Origin of the sequence: Maribacter sp. Asnod1-A12 (genome assembly GCF_045063735.1) — a bacterium.
In the GTDB taxonomy this organism is placed as follows: domain Bacteria; phylum Bacteroidota; class Bacteroidia; order Flavobacteriales; family Flavobacteriaceae; genus Maribacter.
In genome coordinates, this window is the sequence record NZ_JBEFNZ010000006.1 from 2,085,474 (window position 1) to 2,108,179 (window position 22,706).

The 22,706-nt window shown below is 35.3% G+C and carries 18 protein-coding genes and 1 tRNA gene; 14 read left to right on the plus strand and 5 right to left on the minus strand.

Going from position 1 to position 22,706, the window contains the following annotated elements; genetic code table 11:
* Positions 1-39 precede the first annotated feature (39 nt).
* The 7 genes from ACJJVP_RS08890 to ACJJVP_RS08920 all read left to right on the plus strand — a co-directional run bounded on the left by ACJJVP_RS08890 (position 40) and on the right by ACJJVP_RS08920 (position 8,176).
* Complete coding sequence (locus ACJJVP_RS08890) at positions 40-1,692, plus strand: ATP-binding protein (RefSeq protein WP_405412867.1); 1,653 nt, start codon at positions 40-42, stop codon at positions 1,690-1,692.
* A 162-nt stretch (positions 1,693-1,854) separates the two neighbouring features.
* Positions 1,855-3,651: an alpha-amylase family glycosyl hydrolase gene (locus tag ACJJVP_RS08895; protein WP_405412869.1), complete on the plus strand. Its 1,797-nt coding sequence runs from the start codon at positions 1,855-1,857 to the stop codon at positions 3,649-3,651.
* A gap of 178 nt (positions 3,652-3,829) precedes the next feature.
* Positions 3,830-4,363: a helix-turn-helix domain-containing protein gene (locus ACJJVP_RS08900; RefSeq protein ID WP_405412871.1), complete on the plus strand. Its 534-nt coding sequence runs from the start codon at positions 3,830-3,832 to the stop codon at positions 4,361-4,363.
* Positions 4,364-4,401: 38 nt separating this feature from the next.
* Complete coding sequence (locus ACJJVP_RS08905; RefSeq protein ID WP_396633323.1) at positions 4,402-4,842, plus strand: response regulator; 441 nt, start codon at positions 4,402-4,404, stop codon at positions 4,840-4,842.
* A gap of 131 nt (positions 4,843-4,973) precedes the next feature.
* Complete coding sequence (locus ACJJVP_RS08910) at positions 4,974-6,905, plus strand: ATP-binding protein (protein WP_405412873.1); 1,932 nt, start codon at positions 4,974-4,976, stop codon at positions 6,903-6,905.
* 123 nt (positions 6,906-7,028) lie between these two features.
* Entirely contained in the window at positions 7,029-7,190 is a 162-nt protein-coding gene (locus tag ACJJVP_RS08915) for a hypothetical protein (RefSeq protein WP_405412874.1), read from the plus strand.
* The gene (locus ACJJVP_RS08920) at positions 7,181-8,176 is read left to right on the plus strand and encodes a helix-turn-helix transcriptional regulator (protein WP_405412876.1); all 996 of its coding nucleotides are present in this window, start codon (positions 7,181-7,183) and stop codon (positions 8,174-8,176) included. The genes ACJJVP_RS08915 and ACJJVP_RS08920 overlap by 10 nt, the downstream gene beginning before the upstream one ends.
* Positions 8,177-8,349: 173 nt before the next feature.
* Here the strand turns inward: ACJJVP_RS08920 and ACJJVP_RS08925 are convergent, their stop codons facing one another.
* The 4 genes from ACJJVP_RS08925 to ACJJVP_RS08940 all read right to left on the minus strand — a co-directional run bounded on the left by ACJJVP_RS08925 (position 8,350) and on the right by ACJJVP_RS08940 (position 10,185).
* A complete protein-coding gene (locus ACJJVP_RS08925; RefSeq protein WP_405412878.1) occupies positions 8,350-8,793 on the minus strand; it encodes a response regulator in 444 nt (147 codons plus the stop codon).
* A gap of 200 nt (positions 8,794-8,993) precedes the next feature.
* Positions 8,994-9,425: a BLUF domain-containing protein gene (locus ACJJVP_RS08930; RefSeq protein ID WP_405412880.1), complete on the minus strand. Its 432-nt coding sequence runs from the start codon at positions 9,423-9,425 to the stop codon at positions 8,994-8,996.
* A gap of 135 nt (positions 9,426-9,560) precedes the next feature.
* Positions 9,561-9,634 (minus strand) — tRNA-Arg (locus ACJJVP_RS08935).
* 104 nt (positions 9,635-9,738) lie between these two features.
* Positions 9,739-10,185 (minus strand): MarR family winged helix-turn-helix transcriptional regulator, encoded by a 447-nt coding sequence (locus ACJJVP_RS08940; RefSeq protein WP_405412882.1) that lies wholly within the window; start codon positions 10,183-10,185, stop codon positions 9,739-9,741.
* A 120-nt stretch (positions 10,186-10,305) separates the two neighbouring features.
* Here ACJJVP_RS08940 and ACJJVP_RS08945 point away from each other — a divergent pair, with 120 nt between their 5' ends.
* The 5 genes from ACJJVP_RS08945 (at position 10,306) to ACJJVP_RS08965 (ending at position 16,022) form a co-directional block, all read left to right on the plus strand.
* A complete protein-coding gene (locus tag ACJJVP_RS08945) occupies positions 10,306-11,412 on the plus strand; it encodes a pyridoxal phosphate-dependent aminotransferase (protein WP_405412884.1) in 1,107 nt (368 codons plus the stop codon).
* 66 nt (positions 11,413-11,478) lie between these two features.
* On the plus strand, positions 11,479-12,609 hold the full coding sequence (gene hppD, locus ACJJVP_RS08950; protein ID WP_405412887.1) for a 4-hydroxyphenylpyruvate dioxygenase: 1,131 nt from the start codon (positions 11,479-11,481) through the stop codon (positions 12,607-12,609).
* A 75-nt stretch (positions 12,610-12,684) separates the two neighbouring features.
* On the plus strand, positions 12,685-13,845 hold the full coding sequence (locus ACJJVP_RS08955; protein WP_405412889.1) for a homogentisate 1,2-dioxygenase: 1,161 nt from the start codon (positions 12,685-12,687) through the stop codon (positions 13,843-13,845).
* A 12-nt stretch (positions 13,846-13,857) separates the two neighbouring features.
* The gene (fahA, locus tag ACJJVP_RS08960) at positions 13,858-15,093 is read left to right on the plus strand and encodes a fumarylacetoacetase (protein WP_405412891.1); all 1,236 of its coding nucleotides are present in this window, start codon (positions 13,858-13,860) and stop codon (positions 15,091-15,093) included.
* 32 nt (positions 15,094-15,125) lie between these two features.
* Positions 15,126-16,022 carry a flavin reductase family protein gene (locus ACJJVP_RS08965; RefSeq protein WP_405412894.1) on the plus strand — a complete coding sequence of 299 codons (897 nt, stop codon included), beginning with the start codon at positions 15,126-15,128 and terminating at the stop codon, positions 16,020-16,022.
* A 2-nt stretch (positions 16,023-16,024) separates the two neighbouring features.
* On the opposite strand, the gene ACJJVP_RS08970 is transcribed toward ACJJVP_RS08965, so the two are convergent.
* Positions 16,025-16,567, minus strand: a complete 543-nt coding sequence (locus tag ACJJVP_RS08970) for a DUF4287 domain-containing protein (RefSeq protein ID WP_405412896.1) — start codon at positions 16,565-16,567, stop codon at positions 16,025-16,027.
* Between the two features lie 252 nt (positions 16,568-16,819).
* Between ACJJVP_RS08970 and ACJJVP_RS08975 the strand changes: the two genes are divergently transcribed.
* Entirely contained in the window at positions 16,820-20,143 is a 3,324-nt protein-coding gene (locus ACJJVP_RS08975; protein ID WP_405412898.1) for a DUF2126 domain-containing protein, read from the plus strand.
* Positions 20,143-22,704 carry a circularly permuted type 2 ATP-grasp protein gene (locus ACJJVP_RS08980; RefSeq protein ID WP_405412900.1) on the plus strand — a complete coding sequence of 854 codons (2,562 nt, stop codon included), beginning with the start codon at positions 20,143-20,145 and terminating at the stop codon, positions 22,702-22,704. Before ACJJVP_RS08975 ends, ACJJVP_RS08980 begins: the two co-directional genes overlap by 1 nt.
* Positions 22,705-22,706: the final 2 nt, after the last annotated feature.

The window sequence follows — 22,706 nt, forward strand, 5'->3', positions numbered from 1 at the left end:
TTGTAAATTGTTTAATACATTTTTCAGCGAAAGTAACTTATGAATAAAAAATTTCATTTTCTTGATGATGGTGGTGAGATGGGTAACCTCATGCGAGAGAAAGATTGGTCGCTTACGCCATTAGGTCCGCCAGACGGATGGCCGCAGAGTTTACGTACTACGATCAATATTTTATTGAACAGCCCTTTTCCCATGTTTTTATTTTGGGGTACGACTTTAAAAGGGTTTTATAATGATGCATACAGACCTATTCTAGGTACTGATGGAAAACATCCTACAATTTTAGGTTTGAACGGTGCAGAAGCTTGGGCGGAAATCTGGGATGAAATAGAGCCCATGCTTAGGGTAGTTAAAGATAAGGGAGAGTCTATTTGGCGAGAAAACTTATTGATTCCTATTTTTAGGAACGGTCAAATGGAAGATGTTTATTGGACATTTAGCTACAGTCCTATTAAAGATGAATCTGGCAACGTCGCAGGGGTCTTGGTTATTGTAACCGAAACTACAGAGGCAATATTGGCCGAGAGAAAATTACGAGAAAGCGAGCGCAGGTTTAGAGAGGTGGCAAACCTATCGCCAGTGTGGATTTGGATTACAGATAATGAAATTAATATACAATATTCTAATCGTGCCTTGTTAGACTATGTAGGTGTAGAAAATGAGGCTGATTTTACTGGTCAGGTATGGGTAGATGTAGTACACCCAGATGATCTTGATGTTGTTTTCAAAGGTTTTGGTAAAGCGGTTAAAGATAAATCTGATTTTACGCTTGAATACCGGGTTAAAAGAAAGAAAACCGGTAATTATGAATGGTTTAAGGTTTTAGGTGTTCCCAAATTCGAAGAAGGTGAAATGGTCGGTTTTATTGGTACGGGTATGAATATCGATAAGCAAAAATCATTTGCCGATGAACTAAAAAGAGAAGTGGATATTCGTACTAAAGAACTTGCGGATAGTAATGATAAGCTAGAGGCAATGAATAAAGAGCTTCAATCCTTCGCCTATATTTCTAGTCATGATTTGCAAGAGCCGTTGCGTAAAATTCAGATGTTCGCAGAGGTGTTGATGGACAATGAGTTCGATAAGCTATCAACATCTGGTAAGGCAAAATTTGAAAAAATACAATCTGCTGCCAATAGAATGCAGTCCCTAATTAATGATCTACTTTCCTATTCACGTACAGATACCGAAAAGAGAGTTTTTGAAGTCATAGATTTAAAAGAACTTGTAGATGATGTTAAAAATGATCTAGCGGAGGAACTAAAAAAGAAAAATGGTAAAATTACGTTACTACAATCATGTGAAATTGAAGTAGTGCCATTTCAATTTAGACAGTTAATTTATAATCTGTTATCCAATTCGGTAAAGTATACCAAAAGCGATGTTGAACCAAATGTAACTATAGCAACAGAAATAATAACGAATGCAAAATCTACAGATAGTAGTTTAATTAATAAAAAAGAATACGTTAAAATTACTATTACCGATAATGGTATTGGTTTTGAAGAACAGTTTGCCGAAAAGATTTTTGAAGTATTTCAACGTTTACACTCCAAGCAAGAATATGTAGGTACCGGCATAGGCTTGGCAATTGTTAAAAAAATTGTACAGAATCATAATGGTGTCATTAGTGCAAAGGGCAAATTAAATGAAGGTTCCGTTTTTGAAATTGTAATTCCAAAAGCGCAATAGAACTCTTTTAAGTGCTATCTATTTTTTTCATCTTTCAATACTATTAATTTACGTATACCTTATTCATTCATAGAATTATAAACTTTTATAAAAAATGTTTTAGAGTTAAAGCATCTTTTTTTGAGGATATTACTTACGCCATTTGCAGTCTACTTTTGGTTTATGAATGCTACAATAACAAAATCGGCAGGTATGGGCGCTGTTTTAAATGATGGTGCGGTAACCTTTAGAGTGTGGGCTCCGCATGCGGAAAAAGTTTTCGTTGGCGGAAGCTTTAACAACTGGTCTAAGAATGAAATTTCCCTTGAAATAGAGGATAATGGATATTGGTACATAATTACCGAAAATGCATCTGAAGGAGATGAATATAAATTCTTTATTGAATATGAAGGAGAAGTTTTGGCCAGAAATGATCCTTATGCTTTTGAAGTGACCAATAGCAATGGTAATTCTATCATAAGAACATTAGATTTTAAGTGGGATGATGAAGACTTTAAAATGCCAAGTTGGAACGAGTTGGTTATTTATGAACTACATGTAGGTACTTTTAATCGTTCTACTCCAGATACCGTTGGTACATTTGAAGATGTTATTGCCAAACTAGATTATTTAAAAGAACTGGGTATTAATTGTATAGAGTTGTTACCTGTGGCTGAGTTTGCAGGAGGAATTTCTTGGGGCTATAACCCAGCACATCCTTTTGCTATTGAACAAGATTATGGCGGTCCAGATGCTTTTGCAAAATTGGTCAATGAAGCACATAAAAAGGGTATTGCCGTGATTATGGATGTAGTATATAATCACTTTGGACCTTCAGATGTTGATTTATGGCGATTTGATGGTTGGAGTGAAAACGATAAAGGAGGAATCTATTTTTATAATGACCATAGAAGCGATACTCCATGGGGAGATACCAGACCAGATTATGGACGGGAAGAAGTGCGTCAATATTTGCGAGACAATGCATTGATGTGGATAGAGAAATACCATTGCGATGGTTTACGCATGGATGCTACCTCGTATATACGTTATGAAGGCGGCGGTTTAGGTTATGATACCGAAATAGAGGAAGGAAATATATTGATGCGCGATATCAATAGTGAGATAAGGGAGAAATATCCGCATGTATTAACAATAGCTGAAGATTTAAAAGGCGATAGTAGGGTTACCGATGCCATAGAACATGATGGGCTGGCATATGGATCTCAATGGGATATGAATTTTGTACACCCGGTTAGAGAGGTAATAGAAGACACACATGATGATGGTAGAGACTTACAAAAAGTGGTTGATGCCCTTGAGTTTACATATAGCAATGATGCATTTAGCCGAATTGTATATACAGAGTCTCATGATGAGGTAGCCAATGGCAAGGCACGAGTTCCTGAAGAAATACAGCCCGGAGATGCAGAAAGTGATTTTGCTAAAAAGAGAGCATTGTTGGGCATTGTTTTGACATTGACCGCACCAGGTATACCTATGCTTTTTCAGGGACAGGAATTTATTGAAGATGAATATTTTCAAGATACCGAGGCTTTGGATTGGGATAAGGAAAAGAAGCATAGAGGCATTAAAAAGCTGGTAAGTGATATCATTAAATTAAGAACAGGGGTTACAGAGGGCGGAAAAGGTTTAAGAAGTCAACATATTGAAATTTTACACGTAAATCACCAAACTAAAATACTAGCCTATAAAAGGTTTGATTCAGATGATACTACACAACCGGTGTTGATTGTTTTAAATTTTAGTAATCAAGATTTTGAAGACTACGGTATTGGTTTAAATGAAAACGAGCCTTTTGATCTTAGAATAAATGCAGGAAATAAAATATACGATCCGGCATTTTCGCAATTACCAGTTGATGATTTAGAGGTTGTTGAAGCCAATACTGATGAAAAGAAGTGGACAGGTAAGGTAAATATACCTGCTTACGGTGCGTTGGTATTTACCAAACCTTAAGAATATACCTGTAATTTACTGCTGCAGAGAACATTATTGTAGGTTTAAACTTACAATAATGTTGTTTTTTTTACTAAGGTTCAAAAGTGGTAATATTTTATTGTATTTTGTTATATAATGTATAGTTAAAATAATAATTTTACACGTTAAATGTGGCGAACTAATATTGATTTATTGAATGGAATATAGTTTCATATATAGCCCTGAAAAAATGGTTAATGAAGTATTTCAAAGAACAATGGTCGCTGCAGGTGTTGATTTTGAGATTTTGCAAGATAACACAGTTAAGTTGCCAGATGATTTAAGTGATGATAAGCTTCAAGCTACAATTAAGGAACTTAGGTGTTTTGGTATAAAAGTTCAGACAAAGGAAAATCGTGATATCGTTGAGGAGATCAAGATTTATATTAAGAAAATGGTTTATGAAGGCGATATTAGAAATGTAAAAATATCAGAATTGCTATCTGATCAATTGGGTTTTAGTTATCCATATCTTTCTAATTTATTTTCAAGTAAAACATTCACCTCAATAGAGAATTTTTATATTTTAGTGCGCATAGAAAAAGTGAAAGAATTAGTGCTATTGGAGAATGCAAGTTTAGGGGAGATTGCCCATAACTTAAATTTTAGCAGTGTTCCTCATTTATCGAATCAATTCAAAAAAGTAACTGGGTTAACCATCACCCAATATTTGAAGTTTAGAAAAAAGTAAGAAGAAAGGTTCTTCTTTTCAATACATGAATAGTGAAAATGGATAAATTAAAAATACTTCTCGTTGACGACGATGAAGACGACAGACAATTTTTTGCAGATGCATTGGAAGGAGTTGAACTCAATACAGAGTTACGTCAGTTAGAGAACGGTAAAAGTTGTATGGAATTTTTACTTAGCGACACGGACAATACGCCAGATTTGGTTTTTCTAGATTTGAACATGCCTATCATGAATGGGTTTGAGTGTTTAGAAGCTATTAGACGTACACCTCATTTGAAAGATTTGTTAGTAGCAATCTACTCTACATCTTCTGCGGAAAGAGATATAGAAGAAACCTTTGAAAAAGGAGCCAATATCTATATTAAGAAGCCGTCTAGTTTTAATGAGCTTAAAAAGTCGTTGAAGCAAGTCGTAAAAATGAACTGGGCGTACCACTTAAATGATTTTAAGAAAGAGAATTTTTTATTGAAAATTTAAGCAGTTGTAAAAGCATATATAATTAAAGTTGTTTCGTTAGGAACAACTTTTTTTGTTTTAGCACCAAGCTAATAACATTTTAATTGGTTATTTCGCTGTATCTTAACTTAAGATGGTTAATACAAAATAGTATGAAGAATAATTTAGCGGATGATTTTTTTAAAACAATGATAGATGATGCCGATACTGCTATTTTATATGCCGAACCATCAGCTTCTAATTCTGTAAACGTCAAAGGATATAGACCTAAATATGCGAACAAAAAAGGGCAACGCTTTTTTGGGATTACTCTAGATAATTGTGAAAGTGAAACCTTAGATGAGCTTGTTCATTATGATGAGGTACTAATTTTGGCAAATAAGGTATTGGAAACTGGCGAAGATGAAAATTTTAATATTATAGTAAGGGAAGTAGCTAGTATTCTAAATTATCATATAAGAATTAGAATTTTTAATAAGGGGCTGTTGTTCGCACTAACCTTGGTCAAGCCAAAGTTTATTTCAGATAAAGATTCTAAACTTCCGTTAGGTAATCTAGAATCAAGAAATAGGGAACTAGAAATTTCCAATCTTTTTGGAATAAGAGTTTTAGATAGTAACGATAGTATTATTTCATATTTAAAACCCGTGTTTGACAATAAAGGAAAGATAGAAGATTTTCGTATTGTCTATATTAACAATAGAATGGGTGAAATTGCCAATCAAGAAACGGCATTTATCGAAGGTAAAACCATTCTAGAATATTACCCTAAAAATGATGAGAATGGAGTTTTAGAGATTCTGACTGATAGTTATGTTTCTGGTGAAAATAAAGAATATACCAAAGAATTCATTTTTAATGAAGAGTCGGTTTGGTTGACCACCAAAGCGGTGAAAATGAACGATGGTCTTATATTATTTTCTAAAGATGTTACACAAGAGAAAAAGTATGAAGCTCAATTATTTATTCAGAATAGGTTGTTGTCAGAAGCTGAGCGTGTGGCTAATATTGGTAGCTTTCGGTGGAATTTGAATGAGAATCACATCAAATATTCTGATAATGTTTATAGATTGTTTGGTTACGATCCAAATGAGTTCGATAATAAGTATGATCGTCTACTCACTTTTTTACACCCAAATGATTTTGAGAAAGTAAAATCTAGTTTTAAGGAGGCAAGAAAAAACAAATCAAAATCAGACCTTGTGTTTCGTATTTATACGAAATCTCAAGAATTACGCTATATGAATACCATAGGTGAATGCTACCAGAAAGAGGGTAATTGGTATATGGTTGGTGTTATTAGAGATGTTACCAAGCAGATAGAGGCTGAATCTATTTTACAAATAAAAAATACGGAGCTAAAACGAACCAATGCAGATTTGGAGGCATTTAATCGTGTTGCAAGTCATGATTTGCAAGAACCATTGCGTAAAATTCAAATGTTTGTAAGTCGTTTGGATGAAGAAGAGGAGGGGCGACTTAGTAACAGGTCCCAAGGTTATCTGTCTAAAATAAAGTACTCGTCGGACAGAATGCGTAAACTAATCAATAATCTACTTTCATATTCTAAAATAGATGAAGTTGGTGAGCAACCAAAACGGGTAGATTTAAATGATGTATTAAAAAATGTTCTTGAAGATTTAGGGGAACGTATTAATGATTTAGATGCCCAGATAGATTCAGTAAGCTTATCGGTAGTAAACGGAATTCAATTTCAGTTAGAACAATTGTTCGCCAATCTTATAGGTAACTCCCTTAAATATATTAAAGAAGGTGTACAGCCTAATATTAAAATAGTAGGTAGTATAGTAAGCGGCGATAAATCATCGGTAGATAACTTGTTACCAAGTATAAATTATGTAAAACTACAATTCATAGATAACGGTATTGGGTTTGAAAAAAAGTACGAGGAGAAAATTTTTGAAATCTTTCAGCGCTTACATGGCAAAACAGAATTTTCTGGAACCGGGTTAGGGTTATCTATCTGTAAAAAAATAGTTCAATCACATAATGGAACCATCATGGCTAAGGGTGAAAAGAACAAAGGAGCTGAATTTACTGTTTACCTTCCTACCTTACTATAAATTAAACTGTATTATAGTATTTTACTATCGCTTCTTAAAATTGTGTAACAGCTTCTAAAAATGTTGTAACACATTTACATGATGTAGGTCGCACCTTTGTATCAACAAGAAATGTATGCCTTTATGAATAATCTTCAATATGCTAGAGTAGGTGCTGTAAGAAGCAAAGACGCTCATAGTCAATCTTCAAATGTAGAAGCAATTACTTCTGGTTCATCAGATGCTATAGTAGCACTAGAGGATACATTAAACAATAACCATTTAAACAATATATCATGCAAGTAGTTCATAATCAGTTAAGTTATTTCAATAGTGTTTTAGGAGGTAGTATCTCAAGTTTTCAAGGAGATCGTATTCTTCAATATGATAATGAAAAAGGAACAGGTAGAATTCAAACAGTTTCTTTAGGATCAGGAATTTCTTATACGGAATATGATTTGGATTTAAATGAAGATTTTAATTTCGATTTAAAATTGGATGAAAACCCTAGTTTATACTTTATTTATTGTTTAGAAGGTAGTTTTAGATTTTCAAAAGGAAAAGAAAATAACAAGGTAGAAGCACTACAGACAGTAGTAGTAGGTGGTTTAAATGAAACTATCAATATAAAATTAAGAGAGGCGACTAAGTCTAACTTGTCTATTATTAAAGTAACACAAGATAGTGAAGCGCTAACTAAGAATTCTAACAACAATGAGTTGTACGAGAAATTATTTACTCAGTTCTTAAATGAAGATGGGAGTGCTCATATTGGTACCTTCAACCTTAAAATTAAAGAGCAGTTATTACAGATAAGATCAATAACCCAGGTAGGATTAGTTAGAAAATTGCTTATTGAAGGTATTGTGAACTTTACTTTGGCATTAGAGATTTTACACTGTAAGCAAGATATTGAGAATAGTGGTCAGGTTTCCACAATGTTGACCAAAAAAGAGCTTTTAAGAATAGAGGAAGCGGTTAACGCAATAAAGAGAAAGCCAGAGTTTCCTTATACGGTTACAGATTTAAGTAAAGAATATGGTCTTTCACCAACAAAATTACAAGAAGGATTTAAAGTGATGGAAGGTACTACGGTAACCAACTTCATTAGAAATGAAAGATTGATACTTGCAGAAGAATTGATACAAACTTCTGACATGAATATATCGGAAATTGTATACTCTATAGGATTTACAAGTAGAAGTTATTTCTCTAAGATCTTTAGAAATAAATTTAAATGTACACCAAAAGCATATTTAATGAATATTAGAAACGTATCGCTTTCAGCTTAAGATAATTGTTATGAAAATGGTTGAGCCGGCTCTTTGAGCTGGCTTTTTTGTTTTGTATAATTAGGGTAATAGTATTTTAAGATGGATGGTGTGTAATAAATGAAGAAGAAACGGATAGTCAACTATAATAACTAGTTAATAGCCTGGTAAAAAATAAGTTAGTAAATGATTGTTTAGATAGATATAACGAACTCTCTTTCTGGCTTATTATATTCAGAATTGTCAACATAGCGTAAGCACTTATGCAAAAGTGTTTTTAGCTGATTGTATGAAGAAGGTTTTTGTAAATATAAAGAAGCGCCCATTTCGTTTAAACGTGTAATTTCTTTAGGGTGATACGATGTAGAATAGATAATTACCGGCGTGTCTGCATATTTTTCAAGATCACGAATATCCGCTAAACATTCAAACCCGTCCATCATAGGCATTTTCAAATCCAAAAAGATAACATCTGGTTTTTGGGTATCATTTGCTAGCAAACTTGCCATAAGGTCTACGCCATTGTTAAATTCAGATATTTTGGTTTGTATTGGGATTTCTCTCAATGCATCAGAAAAGAATGTTCTGTCATCACTATCATCATCTGCTAGAAAGACATTAAGTACAGTTTTGCTCATGGCAATTAAATAATTTAAAACTCTAAATTTGTTTGTTCAAGATTATTTCAATTAAAAATTAAATGAAAATCTAAAAGCAAGGTAAATATTATGGAACCTATCCTGTAGTTTTATTCATTTAAAAAATAGCTCAATACCTAAATGTTAACGCATTAATGTGAGCACTTGGTATAATAAAAAGAAAAAAATGAATGGTAAAACTACATAGGTGGCTCGGCAATCATGGTTTTAATTTTCTTCCAAAACTGTTTTGACGTAACATTTGTAGGTTCAATAAGGTCCGCCATTAAAATTAGGTTTCTCTTAAATTGCTCGTACTCATACTTATTGGTGTTGTTTTCGTCAATTGGGTAATAAGCCATGCCCCAATTAGGGAAAGTTCTCTTACTAATTTCATCATCGGAAAATAGCGTAACATTTTTATGGCGAGGGTCCTTTTTAATCTTATCGTAAAGGGTTTCAATTTTTTCTTTACTACCCTCGAGTAATTGAACAAAGCCACCTTTGTAATAGATTAAGCAACCAGTTATATCATCACGTAAATTGTTAGCACGTGCCTTTTCAAGTAGCTCTTCCATTTCTGTGCCCGATATTTTATTGGTAGCAACAGATTCATAAGTTAATGTATACATCTAAAATGAAATTGGTCTTAATCGGCAAAATTAATAAAAATGTCAAAAAACGAAAAAGACATTAGAAATTTTTGAAAGGACGTAGAAATGAAAAATGTATATAAAACAAAAAAGCCCCTAAAAGGGGCTTTTGAGTGATCGCAGGAGGATTCGAACCTCCGACCGTCTGCTTAGAAGGCAGATGCTCTATCCAGCTGAGCTATGCGACCGACACCATTTTTTCAAATGTGGGTGCAAACTTAGTGATTTTTATAGACTGGTAAAACCAAAATCAATAAAATTTTAATTATTTCTTTTATATGCTAAAATACAACTATGAACGACCTTCATATTGGTCAAAGTTTTCCCATAACTGATCAAGAACTTTATAAAAAATTTCAAACTCTTCTTCAGTGATACCCAGTGTACTAACTTTTCTTAAATCGGTAATAAAGGGCATTACTTGTTTTATGAGGGAAGAACCTTCTTCTGTAATAACAAGTTTGTATCTTTTTTGATCATCTCTAAATCTAGACTTTCGTAAGAAGCCTTTTTTGCATAATCCGCTAATAACTCTAGAAGTTGTTGCCCTATTTCTAAAGTTAGATTTGGCAATATCTGCCTGTGAGGCTTCTTTACCTTCTAAATGTACGCGTTGTAAAATTACCCATTGCTCAATGGTTAGATCAATATTATTCTCTGCAAAAACTTGTAAAAAAGTACTTTGAACCTTTTTAAGGGTGCGATCAATGTATACTCCAAATCCTTCCGTCCTGTCCATAATCCAATTGTTATTCCTCCAAAAGTAACAGAGTTTATCGTTAATATTGTTGTTAGTGCAACAATAATTAAAAAAAAGTGTATATTTACTACGGATAAATTGGTTAAAAGAAGTGGAAATATGCAACTAGGTTTCAAGAAATATATATTAGAGGATAGTACTTATAAAGGTGGCGGAAAGAAAATTATAATGCCTGATGGTGTTACGGTACACAAGCTTTCTTCTAATGAAAATCCGTTAGGGTATTCCCCAAAAGTAAAAGAAGCATTAGCAAATACCTTAGATGATTTAAGTTTCTATCCAGATAATACGGATATAAGGTTACGTGAAGCTTTAGTAAAGGACTTTGATGGCGCTTTAGTTGCTGATAACTTTATCTCAGCAAATAGTGGTTCAGAAATTATAGATATGATTTCTAAGGCATTTTTAAATGAAAACGATGAGGTAATTGTTAGTCAACCATGTTTTTTGCCCTATACTGCTTTTACCCGTTGGATGGGCGCAAAGGCGATTAATGTGCCAATGACCGATAATTATGACTATAATTTAGATGGAATTCTAGCGGCTATTACAGATAAAACGAAGCTGGTATTTCTTGCATCCCCTAATAATCCGTCAGGAAATTATATTCCAATGGCCGATTTAAGAAGCTTCATTGAAAAATTACCTGAGCATGTAGTTTTGGTATTAGATGAGGTGTATAGGCATTTTGCCGAAGCTGAAGATTATACGTCTGGCTTACCATTTGTAGTGGAAGGTAAGAATGTAATAGCAATCAATAGCTTTTCAAAAACATATGGTCTGGCCGGTTTACGAGTTGGGTATTGCTATGCTCCTTTAGAACTTAGTAATTACATGCGCAGAATTTGTAAGCCTTTTTTGTTGTCTACCATGGCTTTAGAAGGGGCGATTGCTGCATTGGAAGATGTTGATTTTGTGAATAAGACCGTGGCGTTGGTAAAAGAAGAAAGAAGGTTTGTTTTGAACGGATTTGATGCATTACAGATTAAATACTGGCCTGCACAAGGTAATTTTGTACTAATAGATCCACCTATCAATGATATGGGATTCACGGCCTTCTTAGAACAGCGAGGTATTATGGTGCGCCCAGTAGGCAATTTTGGAGCTCCGGGAAAAGTTAGAATTTCATTTGGAGTAAGAGAAGCAAATAAAGCACTTTTGGCATCACTAGAAGTATTGATGAAATCCAAAGCCACAACAGCATAAAAAAATTTAATATATATATGTTGCAGAAGCAACAATAAACGAAATAAAAATATAAAACCCAGAACTATGTCAACAACAACATTAGCACAAAACGATCACAAAGAGGCACAAGATTTTATGCCTATCAACGGTACGGATTATTTAGAGCTTTACGTAAGTAATTCTAAACAAGCGGCACACTATTACAAAACAGCATTTGGTTTTAAATCTTTGGCATATAAAGGTTTGGAAACCGGTAGTAGAGATTATGAATCTTATGTGGTAGAGCAAGATAAAATTAGATTGGTATTGACCTCCCCTTTAAAAAGTGGTACTGATGTAGGTAGGCATATAGATAAGCATGGTGACGGAGTAAAAGTTACGGCGCTATGGGTTGATGATGCTACCTATGCTTATGAAGAGGCTATGAAAAGAGGTGCCAAAAGTTATATGGAGCCAAAGACAGAGAAAGATGATGACGGCGAAGTGGTAACATCTGGTATCTATTCTTACGGTGAGGTAGTTCACATTTTTGTGGAGCGTAAAAACTACAACGGTACATTTTTGCCAGGGTATAAAAAATGGGAAAGTGAGTACCAACCAACATCTACAGGATTAAAATTTGTAGATCATATGGTAGGTAATGTTGAAGAAGGTAGAATGAATTTTTGGGTAGATTTTTATGCCAATGTTATGGGCTTTAAGCAGATCATGTCCTTTGACGATAAAGATATTTCTACGGATTATACTGCTTTAATGAGTAAAGTGATGAGTAATGGTAATGGTCGTATTAAGTTTCCGATCAATGAGCCGGCACCAGGTATGAAAAAATCTCAAGTAGACGAGTATCTGGAGTTCTATGAAGGTGAAGGAGTACAGCATATTGCAGTTGCTACCGATGATATTGTAAAAACGGTATCTGACCTTAAAAGTAGAGGGGTTGAGTTCTTGACCATACCTACAACATATTATGATGTATTGACCGAAAGAGTGGGAGAGATAGAGGAAGATATTGAGTCATTAAGAAAACTAGGTATTTTGGTAGATCGTGATGATGAAGGGTACTTATTACAGATTTTTACAAAAACCGTACAGGCAAGACCAACCATGTTCTTTGAAATCATTCAACGTAAAGGAGCGACTTCTTTTGGAAAAGGAAATTTCAAAGCTTTGTTTGAAGCGATTGAGCGTGAGCAAGAATTAAGAGGAACTTTATAAGTTCAACAAATTTCTTGAGCATTTAAGAATTACGTATTTTTAAAAGTAGAGTATTAACTAGAATAACGAACGTATATGCCTATATATCATAAACAGGGAGCGTTGCCACCTAAAAGGCATACGCAATTTAGAAAACCAGATGGCGAATTGTACTCAGAGCAATTGTTCGGTACTATTGGCTTTGACGGTATGTCCTCTTTACTATATCACCATAACCGACCAACAATGGTTAAGGAGATACTGAAAAGTACGGATGTTTCACCAAAAATAGCCTTGGAGAAGAATATACGTTCGTTAAAACTAGTGAGTTTTAATACGGCACCAAAAGACGATTTTTTAGATGCTCGAGAACCACTTTTGGTCAATAGTGATATTATTATTGGGGTAGCTGCACCAAGAAAATCTCTACGCGAGTATTTTTATAAGAATACCGACGCAGATGAAATGCTCTTTATACATAAAGGTACAGGGGTATTAAGAACCATTTTTGGGCAGATTAAGTTTGAGTATGGCGATTATCTAATCATTCCAAGGGGAACAATTTATCAGATAGATTTTGATGGTGAAGACAATCGTATTTTGTTTGCAGAATCGTACTCGCCTATATATACCCCGAAAAGATATCGTAATTGCTTCGGGCAATTATTGGAGCATTCTCCTTTTTGTGAGCGTGATTATAAATTACCAGAGAATTTAGAAACGTTTACAGATACCGATGAGCACTTGATAAAAGTGAAGAAACAAGGGGTTATACATGAAATGGTCTACATTGGGCATCCTTTTGATGTTGTAGGTTGGGATGGGTATAACTTTCCGTACGGATTCTCCATTTACAATTTTGAACCGATTACCGGTAGAGTTCATCAACCGCCACCAGTACACCAAACATTTGAGACGAATGCCTTTGTAATTTGCTCTTTTGTACCAAGGTTGTACGACTATCATCCACTTTCGATACCAGCACCATACAATCATTCTAATATTGATTCTGACGAAATGCTGTATTATGTTGACGGAGATTTCATGAGTAGAAACGGAGTGCAGCCAGGTAATATATCGTTGCATCCCGCAGGCATACCTCACGGACCGCACCCAGGGGCTGCAGAACGTAGCATTGGTCAAAAAGGATCAGAAGAATTAGCGGTAATGATAGACACTTTTAAGCCATTGATGGTTACTGAAAATGCCATGAAATTAGATGATGGTGATTATTACAAATCTTGGTTGGATAAATAAAGAAATACAAACTTGACAACACTACATACATGGGTCTCTGTGCCTGAAAAATCTGATTTTTCTATCTATAATCTTCCTTTTGGCATCTTCTCCGTAAATGATGAAGAAGCAAAAGCAGGAATAGCTATTGGGGAACAGATACTTGATTTGGCAGCAATTTCAGAGCTGGGTCTAATAGAGGTAGGTGCTGCTTATTTTAGACAGAAAACGTTAAATGAGTTTATCTCGTTAGGAAAAAAAATCACCAATAAGGTACGTTTAGATATTCAGAACTTGTTGGTTATTGAGAATTCTCCCTTGAAGAATCATCCAGAAGTTTTTGTGTTGCAGAAAGATGTCCAAATGCATTTACCGGTACATGTAGGCGATTATACAGATTTCTATTCTAGTATAGAACACGCTACCAATGTAGGTAAAATGTTTCGTGATCCAGAGAATGCTTTGTTGCCTAATTGGCGACATATTCCGGTAGGGTATCATGGTCGTGCATCATCAATTGTAGTCAGTGGTACACCTATTCACAGACCTATGGGGCAAGTGAAAACTAACGAAATGGAAACTCCTGTTTTCAAAGCCTCTGGTAACTTGGATTTTGAATTAGAAATGGGATTTGTAGTTGGTAAAAGTACAGCACTAGGCGAACGCGTTTCCACTAAAGACGCAGCTGAGCATATTTTTGGTTTGGTATTGTTAAATGACTGGTCGGCAAGAGACATTCAGAAGTGGGAGTATGTGCCTTTAGGTCCGTTTTTGGGGAAAAGTTTTGCATCATCTATGTCACCTTGGATTGTAACCTTAGAAGCTTTAGAACCATTTAAGGTTCAAGGTCCCGAGCAATCACCAGAAGTACTATCGTATTTAGAGTACGACGGAGAAAAAAATTATGATATACAGTTAGAAGTGGGGATGTCTTCTGCAACTTCAGAAGAAACAACCATCAGCAAATCTAACTTCAAATATATGTATTGGAATATGATGCAGCAATTGGCGCACCATACTGTAAACGGTTGTAATATAAATGTAGGTGATATCATGGCATCGGGTACCATTTCCGGAAAAGATGAAAGTTCATATGGCTCTTTGTTAGAAATCTCTTGGGGCGGTAAAAAACCGTTTGAATTAAAAGATGGTAGCAAACGTACTTTTATAGAAGATAATGATACAGTGACAATGAGAGGGTTCGCAGAAAAAGATGGTAAACGAGTAGGATTCGGACAAGTAACCGGAACCATTTTACCAAGTAAATAAAATAAATTTTTAAATAGCTTAATAGTAGCACAATGTCAAAGAACGAAGAAATCAATTCTATAGATCCAAACAGTATTTCTCAACAAGAATTACATGGGTATTTATTATCGGCCGTAGCACCAAGACCAATATGTTTTGCCAGTACGATCGATAAAGATGGCAATGTTAATTTGAGTCCGTTCAGCTACTTTAATTTATTCAGTGTAAATCCGCCAATCATGATTTTCTCACCTTCTAGACGAGGTCGTGATAATACCACCAAGCATACTTTAGAAAATGTTTTGGAAGTAAAAGAAACGGTAATCAATATCGTTAATTATGATATGGTAGAGCAAATGTCATTGTCAAGCACGGAGTATGGTGACGGAGTAAATGAATTTGTAAAAGCAGGTTTTACGCAAGTACCTAGTGATAAAGTTCAGCCTCCAAGAGTGGGAGAGGCACCCGTAGCATTTGAGTGCGTTGTTGATCAAGTAATAGCCTTGGGTGACGGACCGGGAGCAGGTAATTTGGTACTGGCCAAAGTAGTTCAGATTCACGTAAAAAAAGCATTTTTAGATGCGGAAGGAAAACTGGATACTCCAAAGTTAGATTTAGTGGCACGCATGGGTGGCAATTGGTATTGCAGAGCCAATGGCGATGCGCTATTTGAAATACCTAAACCAATACGCACTAAAGGTATTGGCGTAGATATGCTACCGGAAGCTGTTCAGAACAGCACTGTATTAACAGGTAATAATTTAGGAAGGTTAGGGAATTTAGAACAGTTGCCAACTAAAGAAGCTATCGCGAAAATTACAGAACACGCTGAGGTGAAATCTATTCTTAATGGCGATGAAAGTATAACTGCATTACACAAACTAGCACAACAATGGTTGGCAGATGGTAAAACTGAAGATGCACTGGCTTTGTTGCATTTAGGGGTTTAGTATTATTGGGCTTTCTCATAAGCTTCTTTCAACCAGTCTATTAATTCACTATCAACCTGGCTGGCATCAGTGAGTTGAACTCTATGTGTGCACATGCTACCAAATGGCCCAGATGATTCTAGTCGGTCTGTAGTTGGTTTATCTTTTATTTTCAGTCCTAGGTCTATTCTTGTTTTGGTAGCGGGTTTAATAAGTGCAAATTGTTTTTTTCGAATAATACTTACTGTAGTTTTCTTTGGGGTAATGGTAACATCGTCACCAAATGTTTTTACTGTTTTTAAAAGCGCTTCGTAAGTAGGGGTCAAATTTTCCTTCCCTTTATATTGCTGGGCTACTAAATCGGCAGGAGAATTATTTTCTTCTTTTGATAAAGAGACAATAGTATTTGCAAATCCGTGGGTAACGCCATGTTCTTTCTTTAGAAAACTAACTCCTTCAGAATGTTTAGCAAAAGATTTTGTTTTCAAAATGGACTTCCATTCGCTTAAAGATTTCCCAGTTTTCTCGGGCATATTATCGATCATGGTTTGTATTGCCTTTTCCACTTTCTTAAGGTTTGGTATTGAAACCAATTTACGAATAATAAATAGGTTCAACGTATCTGTGCTACTAGATCATCAGCATTTATCATTTATTCTATCCAAAGAAAAAACAACAATTCTAAGATTACATTAGGAATCTATCAATAAAAGTGGCTGCAACTCTTTAATGTATAAAAATTTAACGATTAAGCAATTGTGTGTTCTTTTTACTGTTATTAGTGCTTATATTAGTTAGTACTGAAATCCCACTGAATTATGGCATTAAAAGTTGCAATTAAACACAAAACAAAGTATATCTATGATAGAAGTATAAATCTATCGCCTCATATATTTAGGTTACGACCTGCCCCGCATAGTAGAACCCCCATCGAGGCGTACTCTATAAAAATCAAACCAGAAAACCATTTTTTCAATTGGCAACAAGATCCTTTTGGAAACTATATGGCACGTATTGTGTTTCCAGATAAGACAACAGAACTTTCTGTAGATGTAGAGATTATAGCAGATTTAAAAACGATAAATCCGTTCGATTTTTTTGTAGAAGAAGCGTGTGAGGAATTTCCTTTTAAGTATTCTGAAGAAGCTAAAAAAGAGCTTTTGCCATATTTAGAAAAAATAGAAAGCGGTCCGCTTTTAAAAGAGTACCTATCTAAAATCGATCTTACGCCACAACGAAGTATCGACTTTTTAATTGGTCTAAATAGCGATTTGTACAATTACCTTAACTATACCTTGCGTTTGGAACCAGGGGTGCAAACTTGCGAAGAAACCTTAGAAGGTAAATTAGGTTCGTGTAGAGATTTTGCCTGGCTACTGGTACAGACACTTCGACATTTAGGTTTGGCGGCACGTTTTGTATCGGGTTATTTGGTACAATTGAAGTCTGATGAAAAATCATTAGATGGTCCTTCAGGGCCTGAAGAAGATTTTACCGATTTACATGCATGGGCGGAAGTGTATTTGCCAGGTGCGGGATGGATAGGGTTAGATGCTACATCTGGACTTTTTACTGGTGAAGGTCATATTCCGTTGGCTTGTACACCGTCATATGAGAGTGCTGCCCCCGTTAGCGGATTTACAGATTTTGCTGAAACAACATTCGAATTCGATAATTCAGTTACTAGAATATTTGAATCGCCTCGTGTTACAAAACCGTACACCGATGATCAATGGAATGCTATTTATGATTTAGGCTTTAAAGTTGAAGAAGAATTGCAAGCAAATGATGTGCGCTTGACTATGGGAGGTGAACCTACCTTTGTTTCTATAGACGATATGGAATCTGAAGAATGGAATACCGCTGCCGACGGAAAACATAAGCGCGAATTGGCTAGTAAACTATCTATAAGATTGCTAGAGGTTTTTGGTAAAGGTGGCTTGTTACATCATGCACAAGGTAAATGGTATCCTGGTGAAGCTTTGCCACGTTGGCTAATAGGAATTCACTGGCGAAAGGATGGAAAACCAATATGGAAAGATCCAAGTTTGTTGGCATCATTCTCTGAGGAATATAAAATGCCTCGAAATATTACAAAACGATTTTTAAAGACATTAGGTGGTTATTTAGGTTGTAAAACAAATAGCGTAATACCCGCCTATGAAGATGCTTTTTATTTTTTATGGGAAGAGGGAAAGTTACCTGTAGATGTAAATCCTAAAAAATATAATAAAGATGATAGTCACTTGCGTAGAAAGTTGGGTGAGATACTGGAACAAGGAATTGGAAAAGCGGTAGGTCATGTGTATCCGTTAACTAAAAAGAATAATAAATGGCTTACAAATAGGTGGAAGTTTAGAAATAAGAATCTGTTACTTACTCCAGGAAATTCTGCAATTGGTTTGCGTTTACCTTTGGCGGCATTACCAAAAGATCCGCCAATTCCGTCAGAACCAACTGCTGAAGTAGAATTGTTTGAGAGTACTCCAGATTTACCTCAAACAGATGACGAACTGAAGAAAAGATTGAAGTTGAAATCTACTTCTCATCCAAGAAAACATCCATATGTACGTACGGCTATTTGTGCTGAGGTTCGTGAGAATAAATTATTTTTATATCTACCTCCATTAGACAGTGCAGAAGACTTTTTGGACTTGGTGGCAAGTATTGAGGCTACTGCTAAAGAACTGAATGTACCTGTAATTCTAGAAGGTTATGAACCACCGCGCGACAATAGATTAGAAGTTTTAAAAGTAACACCTGATCCAGGGGTAATTGAGGTAAATGTACATCCGGCAAATAACTGGCAAGAGTTGACCGATAATACTTTAACTCTTTATGATGAAGCAAAACAAGCTCGTTTAGGTACCGAAAAGTTTATGTTAGATGGTAAGCACACCGGTACAGGTGGCGGTAACCATGTAACATTAGGTGGTATTACGCCTGCAGATAGTCCGTTATTACGTAACCCACAATTGCTAAGAAGTCTATTGACCTTTTGGCAGCATCACCCAGGCTTATCCTACTTGTTTTCAGGTGCATTTATTGGTCCAACAAGTCAGGCGCCAAGAGTTGATGAAGCAAGGTTAGAAAACTTGTACGAACTTGAAATTGCGTTTTCTCAAATACCAGACGATAAAGAAGTTCCTTTTTGGTTAACCGATAGATTGTTTCGCCATTTATTAACAGATATTACGGGTAATACGCATAGAGCAGAATTTTGTATAGATAAACTTTATTCGCCAGATTCCTCTTCTGGTCGTTTGGGTATATTAGAGTTGCGAGCTTTCGATATGCCCCCTCATGCGCAGATGAGTTTGATGCAAATGTTATTGGTACGTACGTTGGTGTCTTGGTTTTGGAAAAAGCCTTATAAACATGATTTAGTGCGTTGGGGCACAGAATTACATGATAAGTATCTGTTAGAGCATTATGTAAAAGAAGATATAAAGGATATTGTAGAGCAATTGAATGAAGCAGGCTATCCGTTTAAGTTAGATTGGTTTGATCCGTTTTTTGAATTTAGATTCCCATTATATGGAATGGTTGAGATAAACGCGATACAATTAGAGTTGCGAATGGCTATTGAGCCTTGGAATGTTCTTGGAGAAGAAATGACAGGTGGTGGTACGTCTCGTTATGTTGATTCCTCATTAGAACGTGTGCAGGTTAAGGTGAACGATTTTAATAATAAAAGATATTCATTGACCTGTAACGGAGTAAAAATAGAGCTAAGTTCTACCGGCACAAAAGGAGAATATGTAGCAGGAGTTCGTTTTAAGGCTTGGGAGCCTTGGTCGGCATTACACCCAACTATAGGGGTCGACACTCCTTTAGTTTTTGATATAGTAGATGATTGGAACGATAAATCTATTGGAGGATGTACTTATTTTGTAGCACATCCGGGTGGGCGTTCATACGATACGTACCCTGTAAACAGTCTTGAGGCAGAATCTCGTAGAATTAATAGATTTTGGGATATTGGCTTAACACAAGATGCGATAAGTCCTACAGAATTGGTTGCTTCAACAAATTTTACGGGTAGAATGGTTGAACCTAAGGCTGGTTCAAATACATTTGTATACAAAGAGATGCCGGTTAACCCTGAGTATCCACATGTAACAGATTTACGTAAGAAGTAATGCCAACAACAAAAACTACCTGGTTGAATAATTATGATACCCATCAAGGCAATGATGAAATGTATTCGTTGAATAACGGAATGAAGCCTTATTGGAAAGAATTATTTACTAGTTTTGATACATTAGGAGTAACCGGATTGACCGCTCGTCAAAAAGATATTGACTGGTTGTTATCTGAAAATGGGGTTACCTATAACGTTTATAATGACCCTAAAGGAATGCATCGCCCATGGAACCTGAATGTGGTTCCGTTTATATTGCATCAAGAAGAATGGACAGAGGTTGAAGCAGGGCTAAAGCAAAGGGCGGAATTACTCAATTTAGTTTTGAAAGATGTTTACGGTGAAGGCAAATTGATAAAAAACGGAATAGTACCATTTGAGGTTATTTATGGTCACAGAGGTTTTCTGAGACAATGTTCAGGTATGGAACTTGAGCTGGAAAAGTATCTGTCTATTTATGCGGCAGATCTATGCAGAGGAACAGATGGTCGTTTGTGGGTTGTCAATGATCGCACAGAAGCACCTTCTGGTATGGGTTATGCTTTAGAAAATAGATCTACTACTAGTAGAGTTCTATCCGATATGTATGCACAAATGAAGGTCAAGCGTTTGTCGGGTTTCTTTCGAAAATTCAATCAAATGCTAATCGATGCCGCTCCTGGTAAAAAGGAGAATCCTAATATTGTTATTCTAACACCTGGTTCACATAACGAAACTTATTTTGAACATGCGTATATGGCTTCGTTTTTAGGGTATCCATTAGTGCAGGGTAACGATTTGGTGGTACGAGATGGTTTTCTTTGGATGAAATCATTGCAAGGTCTAAAACAGATAGATGTAGTATTACGTAGAGTAGATGATGCCTTTACTGATCCTTTAGAATTACGTGAAGATTCTCATTTAGGTGTCGCGGGATTGTTAGATGTTGTTAGAAGAAAAAATGTATCCATAATTAATCCAGTCGGAAGTGGAGTTATAGAAAATCCGGGTTTAATACCTTTTATGCCTGCAATTGCGAAATATTTTTTAGAAGAGGAATTAAAAATACCACAAATTGCCTCATGGTGGTGTGGTCAAGAAAAGGAGAGGAATTATGTACTTGAGAATTTATCGGAATTAGTTATAAAAAGAATAGATCGAACCAATAGGGAAAGTATTTACTTTGGTGAACAAATGAGCACTAAAGAATTAGACGAACTTCAAAGGGTAATTTTAGAACGCCCATATCGATTTGTTGCTCAAGAGCGTATTAATTTTTCAACAGCGCCCAATCTTTCCAAAGAAAAATTAGAGCCTAGAAATGTAGTTGCAAGAGCATTTTGTATAGCCTCAAAAAATCAATATTCTGTAATGCCAGGTGGTTTGGTAAGAGTAGCGCCAGATGGTGAAACCGTTAGGGTTTCTAATCAAAGAGGAGGTACTAGTAAAGATTTTTGGATTTTAGATGACACCCCTATAAGTGAAGATAAGAACAGACACTGGCATCAAAAATCATCCATAGCCATTTCTGGATTAAATGATTTACCCAGTTTAACTGCAGAGAACCTATATTGGGCTGGTCGTTATGTAGGTCGTACTTTGGTCAATGCTCGCTTTTTACGTACTGTAATGCGACAAATGGCAATTGTACAAAACAGAAATGAAAAGCCAGATTCTGAAAAATTGAAAGTTTTGTTCAAAGCAGTTACCCATTTAACTGGAACTTATCCTGGATTTGTAGATAAGGACAAAGAAGGGAAATTGGCAATGGACAATCCGTATGAAGAAATGTTGTCGGTCATATTAGATAAAAATAGAATAGGTAGTTTGGCACACACCATAAGTATGTTCGGTAATTCTTATTATTCGATCCGTAATTTATGGTCATCAGATATGTGGCGTGTATTTGAAAATATTCAGAAATTATGGACATCTCTAGTAGAAGGCGAGGATCACTCTATAAATAAAATTTTAAAAGTCTTGAATCAATTAATTACCCGTTTAATTGCGTTTATGGGACTAATTGAGGAAAGTATTATGGTGCAGCAAGGTTTGTTGTTATATTTTATTGGCTTACAATTAGAACAAAGTACCTTGAATATTACAAAATGCAGAGCCTTATTAACCATAAAATATGATGAGCAAGTAGAGTACGACCTTTTAGAATATTTATTGACCAGTCATGAAAGTCTTAACATTTATAGGTATAGCTATCGCTCTCACATAGAATTGGCTCATGTACTAGAATTGATAGTTTTAGATTTGGATTATGCTCGTTCATTGACCTTTATGATCAATCGCATTCAAAAAGATATAGCTAGGTTGCCACATTCTAAATATGATCATCAATTAAGTAATTATCAAAAATATGTGTTTGAAGCATTTTCAAAATTACGTTTAGCAGAATCTTCTAAGTTGGTATTGACGAAGTCTGAAACAGATTTTAAACGTGAGGAATTGGATATTCTTCTAAAAGAACTATCAGGGTTGTTATATAAAGCATCGCAATCTATTTCTAATACTTATTTCAATCATACAGACAAGCAGACCCAATTATTTACACAGTCTTTTCCTATTTGATT

Coding starts and splice junctions, on each gene's coding strand:
- ACJJVP_RS08890 (WP_405412867.1), top strand. CDS start 40: ATGAATAAAAAATTTCATTTTCTTGATGATGGTGGTGAGATGGGTAAC.
- ACJJVP_RS08895 (WP_405412869.1), top strand. CDS start 1,855: ATGAATGCTACAATAACAAAATCGGCAGGTATGGGCGCTGTTTTAAAT.
- ACJJVP_RS08900 (WP_405412871.1), top strand. CDS start 3,830: ATGGAATATAGTTTCATATATAGCCCTGAAAAAATGGTTAATGAAGTA.
- ACJJVP_RS08905 (WP_396633323.1), top strand. CDS start 4,402: ATGGATAAATTAAAAATACTTCTCGTTGACGACGATGAAGACGACAGA.
- ACJJVP_RS08910 (WP_405412873.1), top strand. CDS start 4,974: ATGAAGAATAATTTAGCGGATGATTTTTTTAAAACAATGATAGATGAT.
- ACJJVP_RS08915 (WP_405412874.1), top strand. CDS start 7,029: ATGAATAATCTTCAATATGCTAGAGTAGGTGCTGTAAGAAGCAAAGAC.
- ACJJVP_RS08920 (WP_405412876.1), top strand. CDS start 7,181: ATGCAAGTAGTTCATAATCAGTTAAGTTATTTCAATAGTGTTTTAGGA.
- ACJJVP_RS08925 (WP_405412878.1), bottom strand. CDS start 8,793: ATGAGCAAAACTGTACTTAATGTCTTTCTAGCAGATGATGATAGTGAT.
- ACJJVP_RS08930 (WP_405412880.1), bottom strand. CDS start 9,425: ATGTATACATTAACTTATGAATCTGTTGCTACCAATAAAATATCGGGC.
- ACJJVP_RS08940 (WP_405412882.1), bottom strand. CDS start 10,185: ATGGACAGGACGGAAGGATTTGGAGTATACATTGATCGCACCCTTAAA.
- ACJJVP_RS08945 (WP_405412884.1), top strand. CDS start 10,306: ATGCAACTAGGTTTCAAGAAATATATATTAGAGGATAGTACTTATAAA.
- hppD (WP_405412887.1), top strand. CDS start 11,479: ATGTCAACAACAACATTAGCACAAAACGATCACAAAGAGGCACAAGAT.
- ACJJVP_RS08955 (WP_405412889.1), top strand. CDS start 12,685: ATGCCTATATATCATAAACAGGGAGCGTTGCCACCTAAAAGGCATACG.
- ACJJVP_RS08965 (WP_405412894.1), top strand. CDS start 15,126: ATGTCAAAGAACGAAGAAATCAATTCTATAGATCCAAACAGTATTTCT.
- ACJJVP_RS08975 (WP_405412898.1), top strand. CDS start 16,820: ATGGCATTAAAAGTTGCAATTAAACACAAAACAAAGTATATCTATGAT.
- ACJJVP_RS08980 (WP_405412900.1), top strand. CDS start 20,143: ATGCCAACAACAAAAACTACCTGGTTGAATAATTATGATACCCATCAA.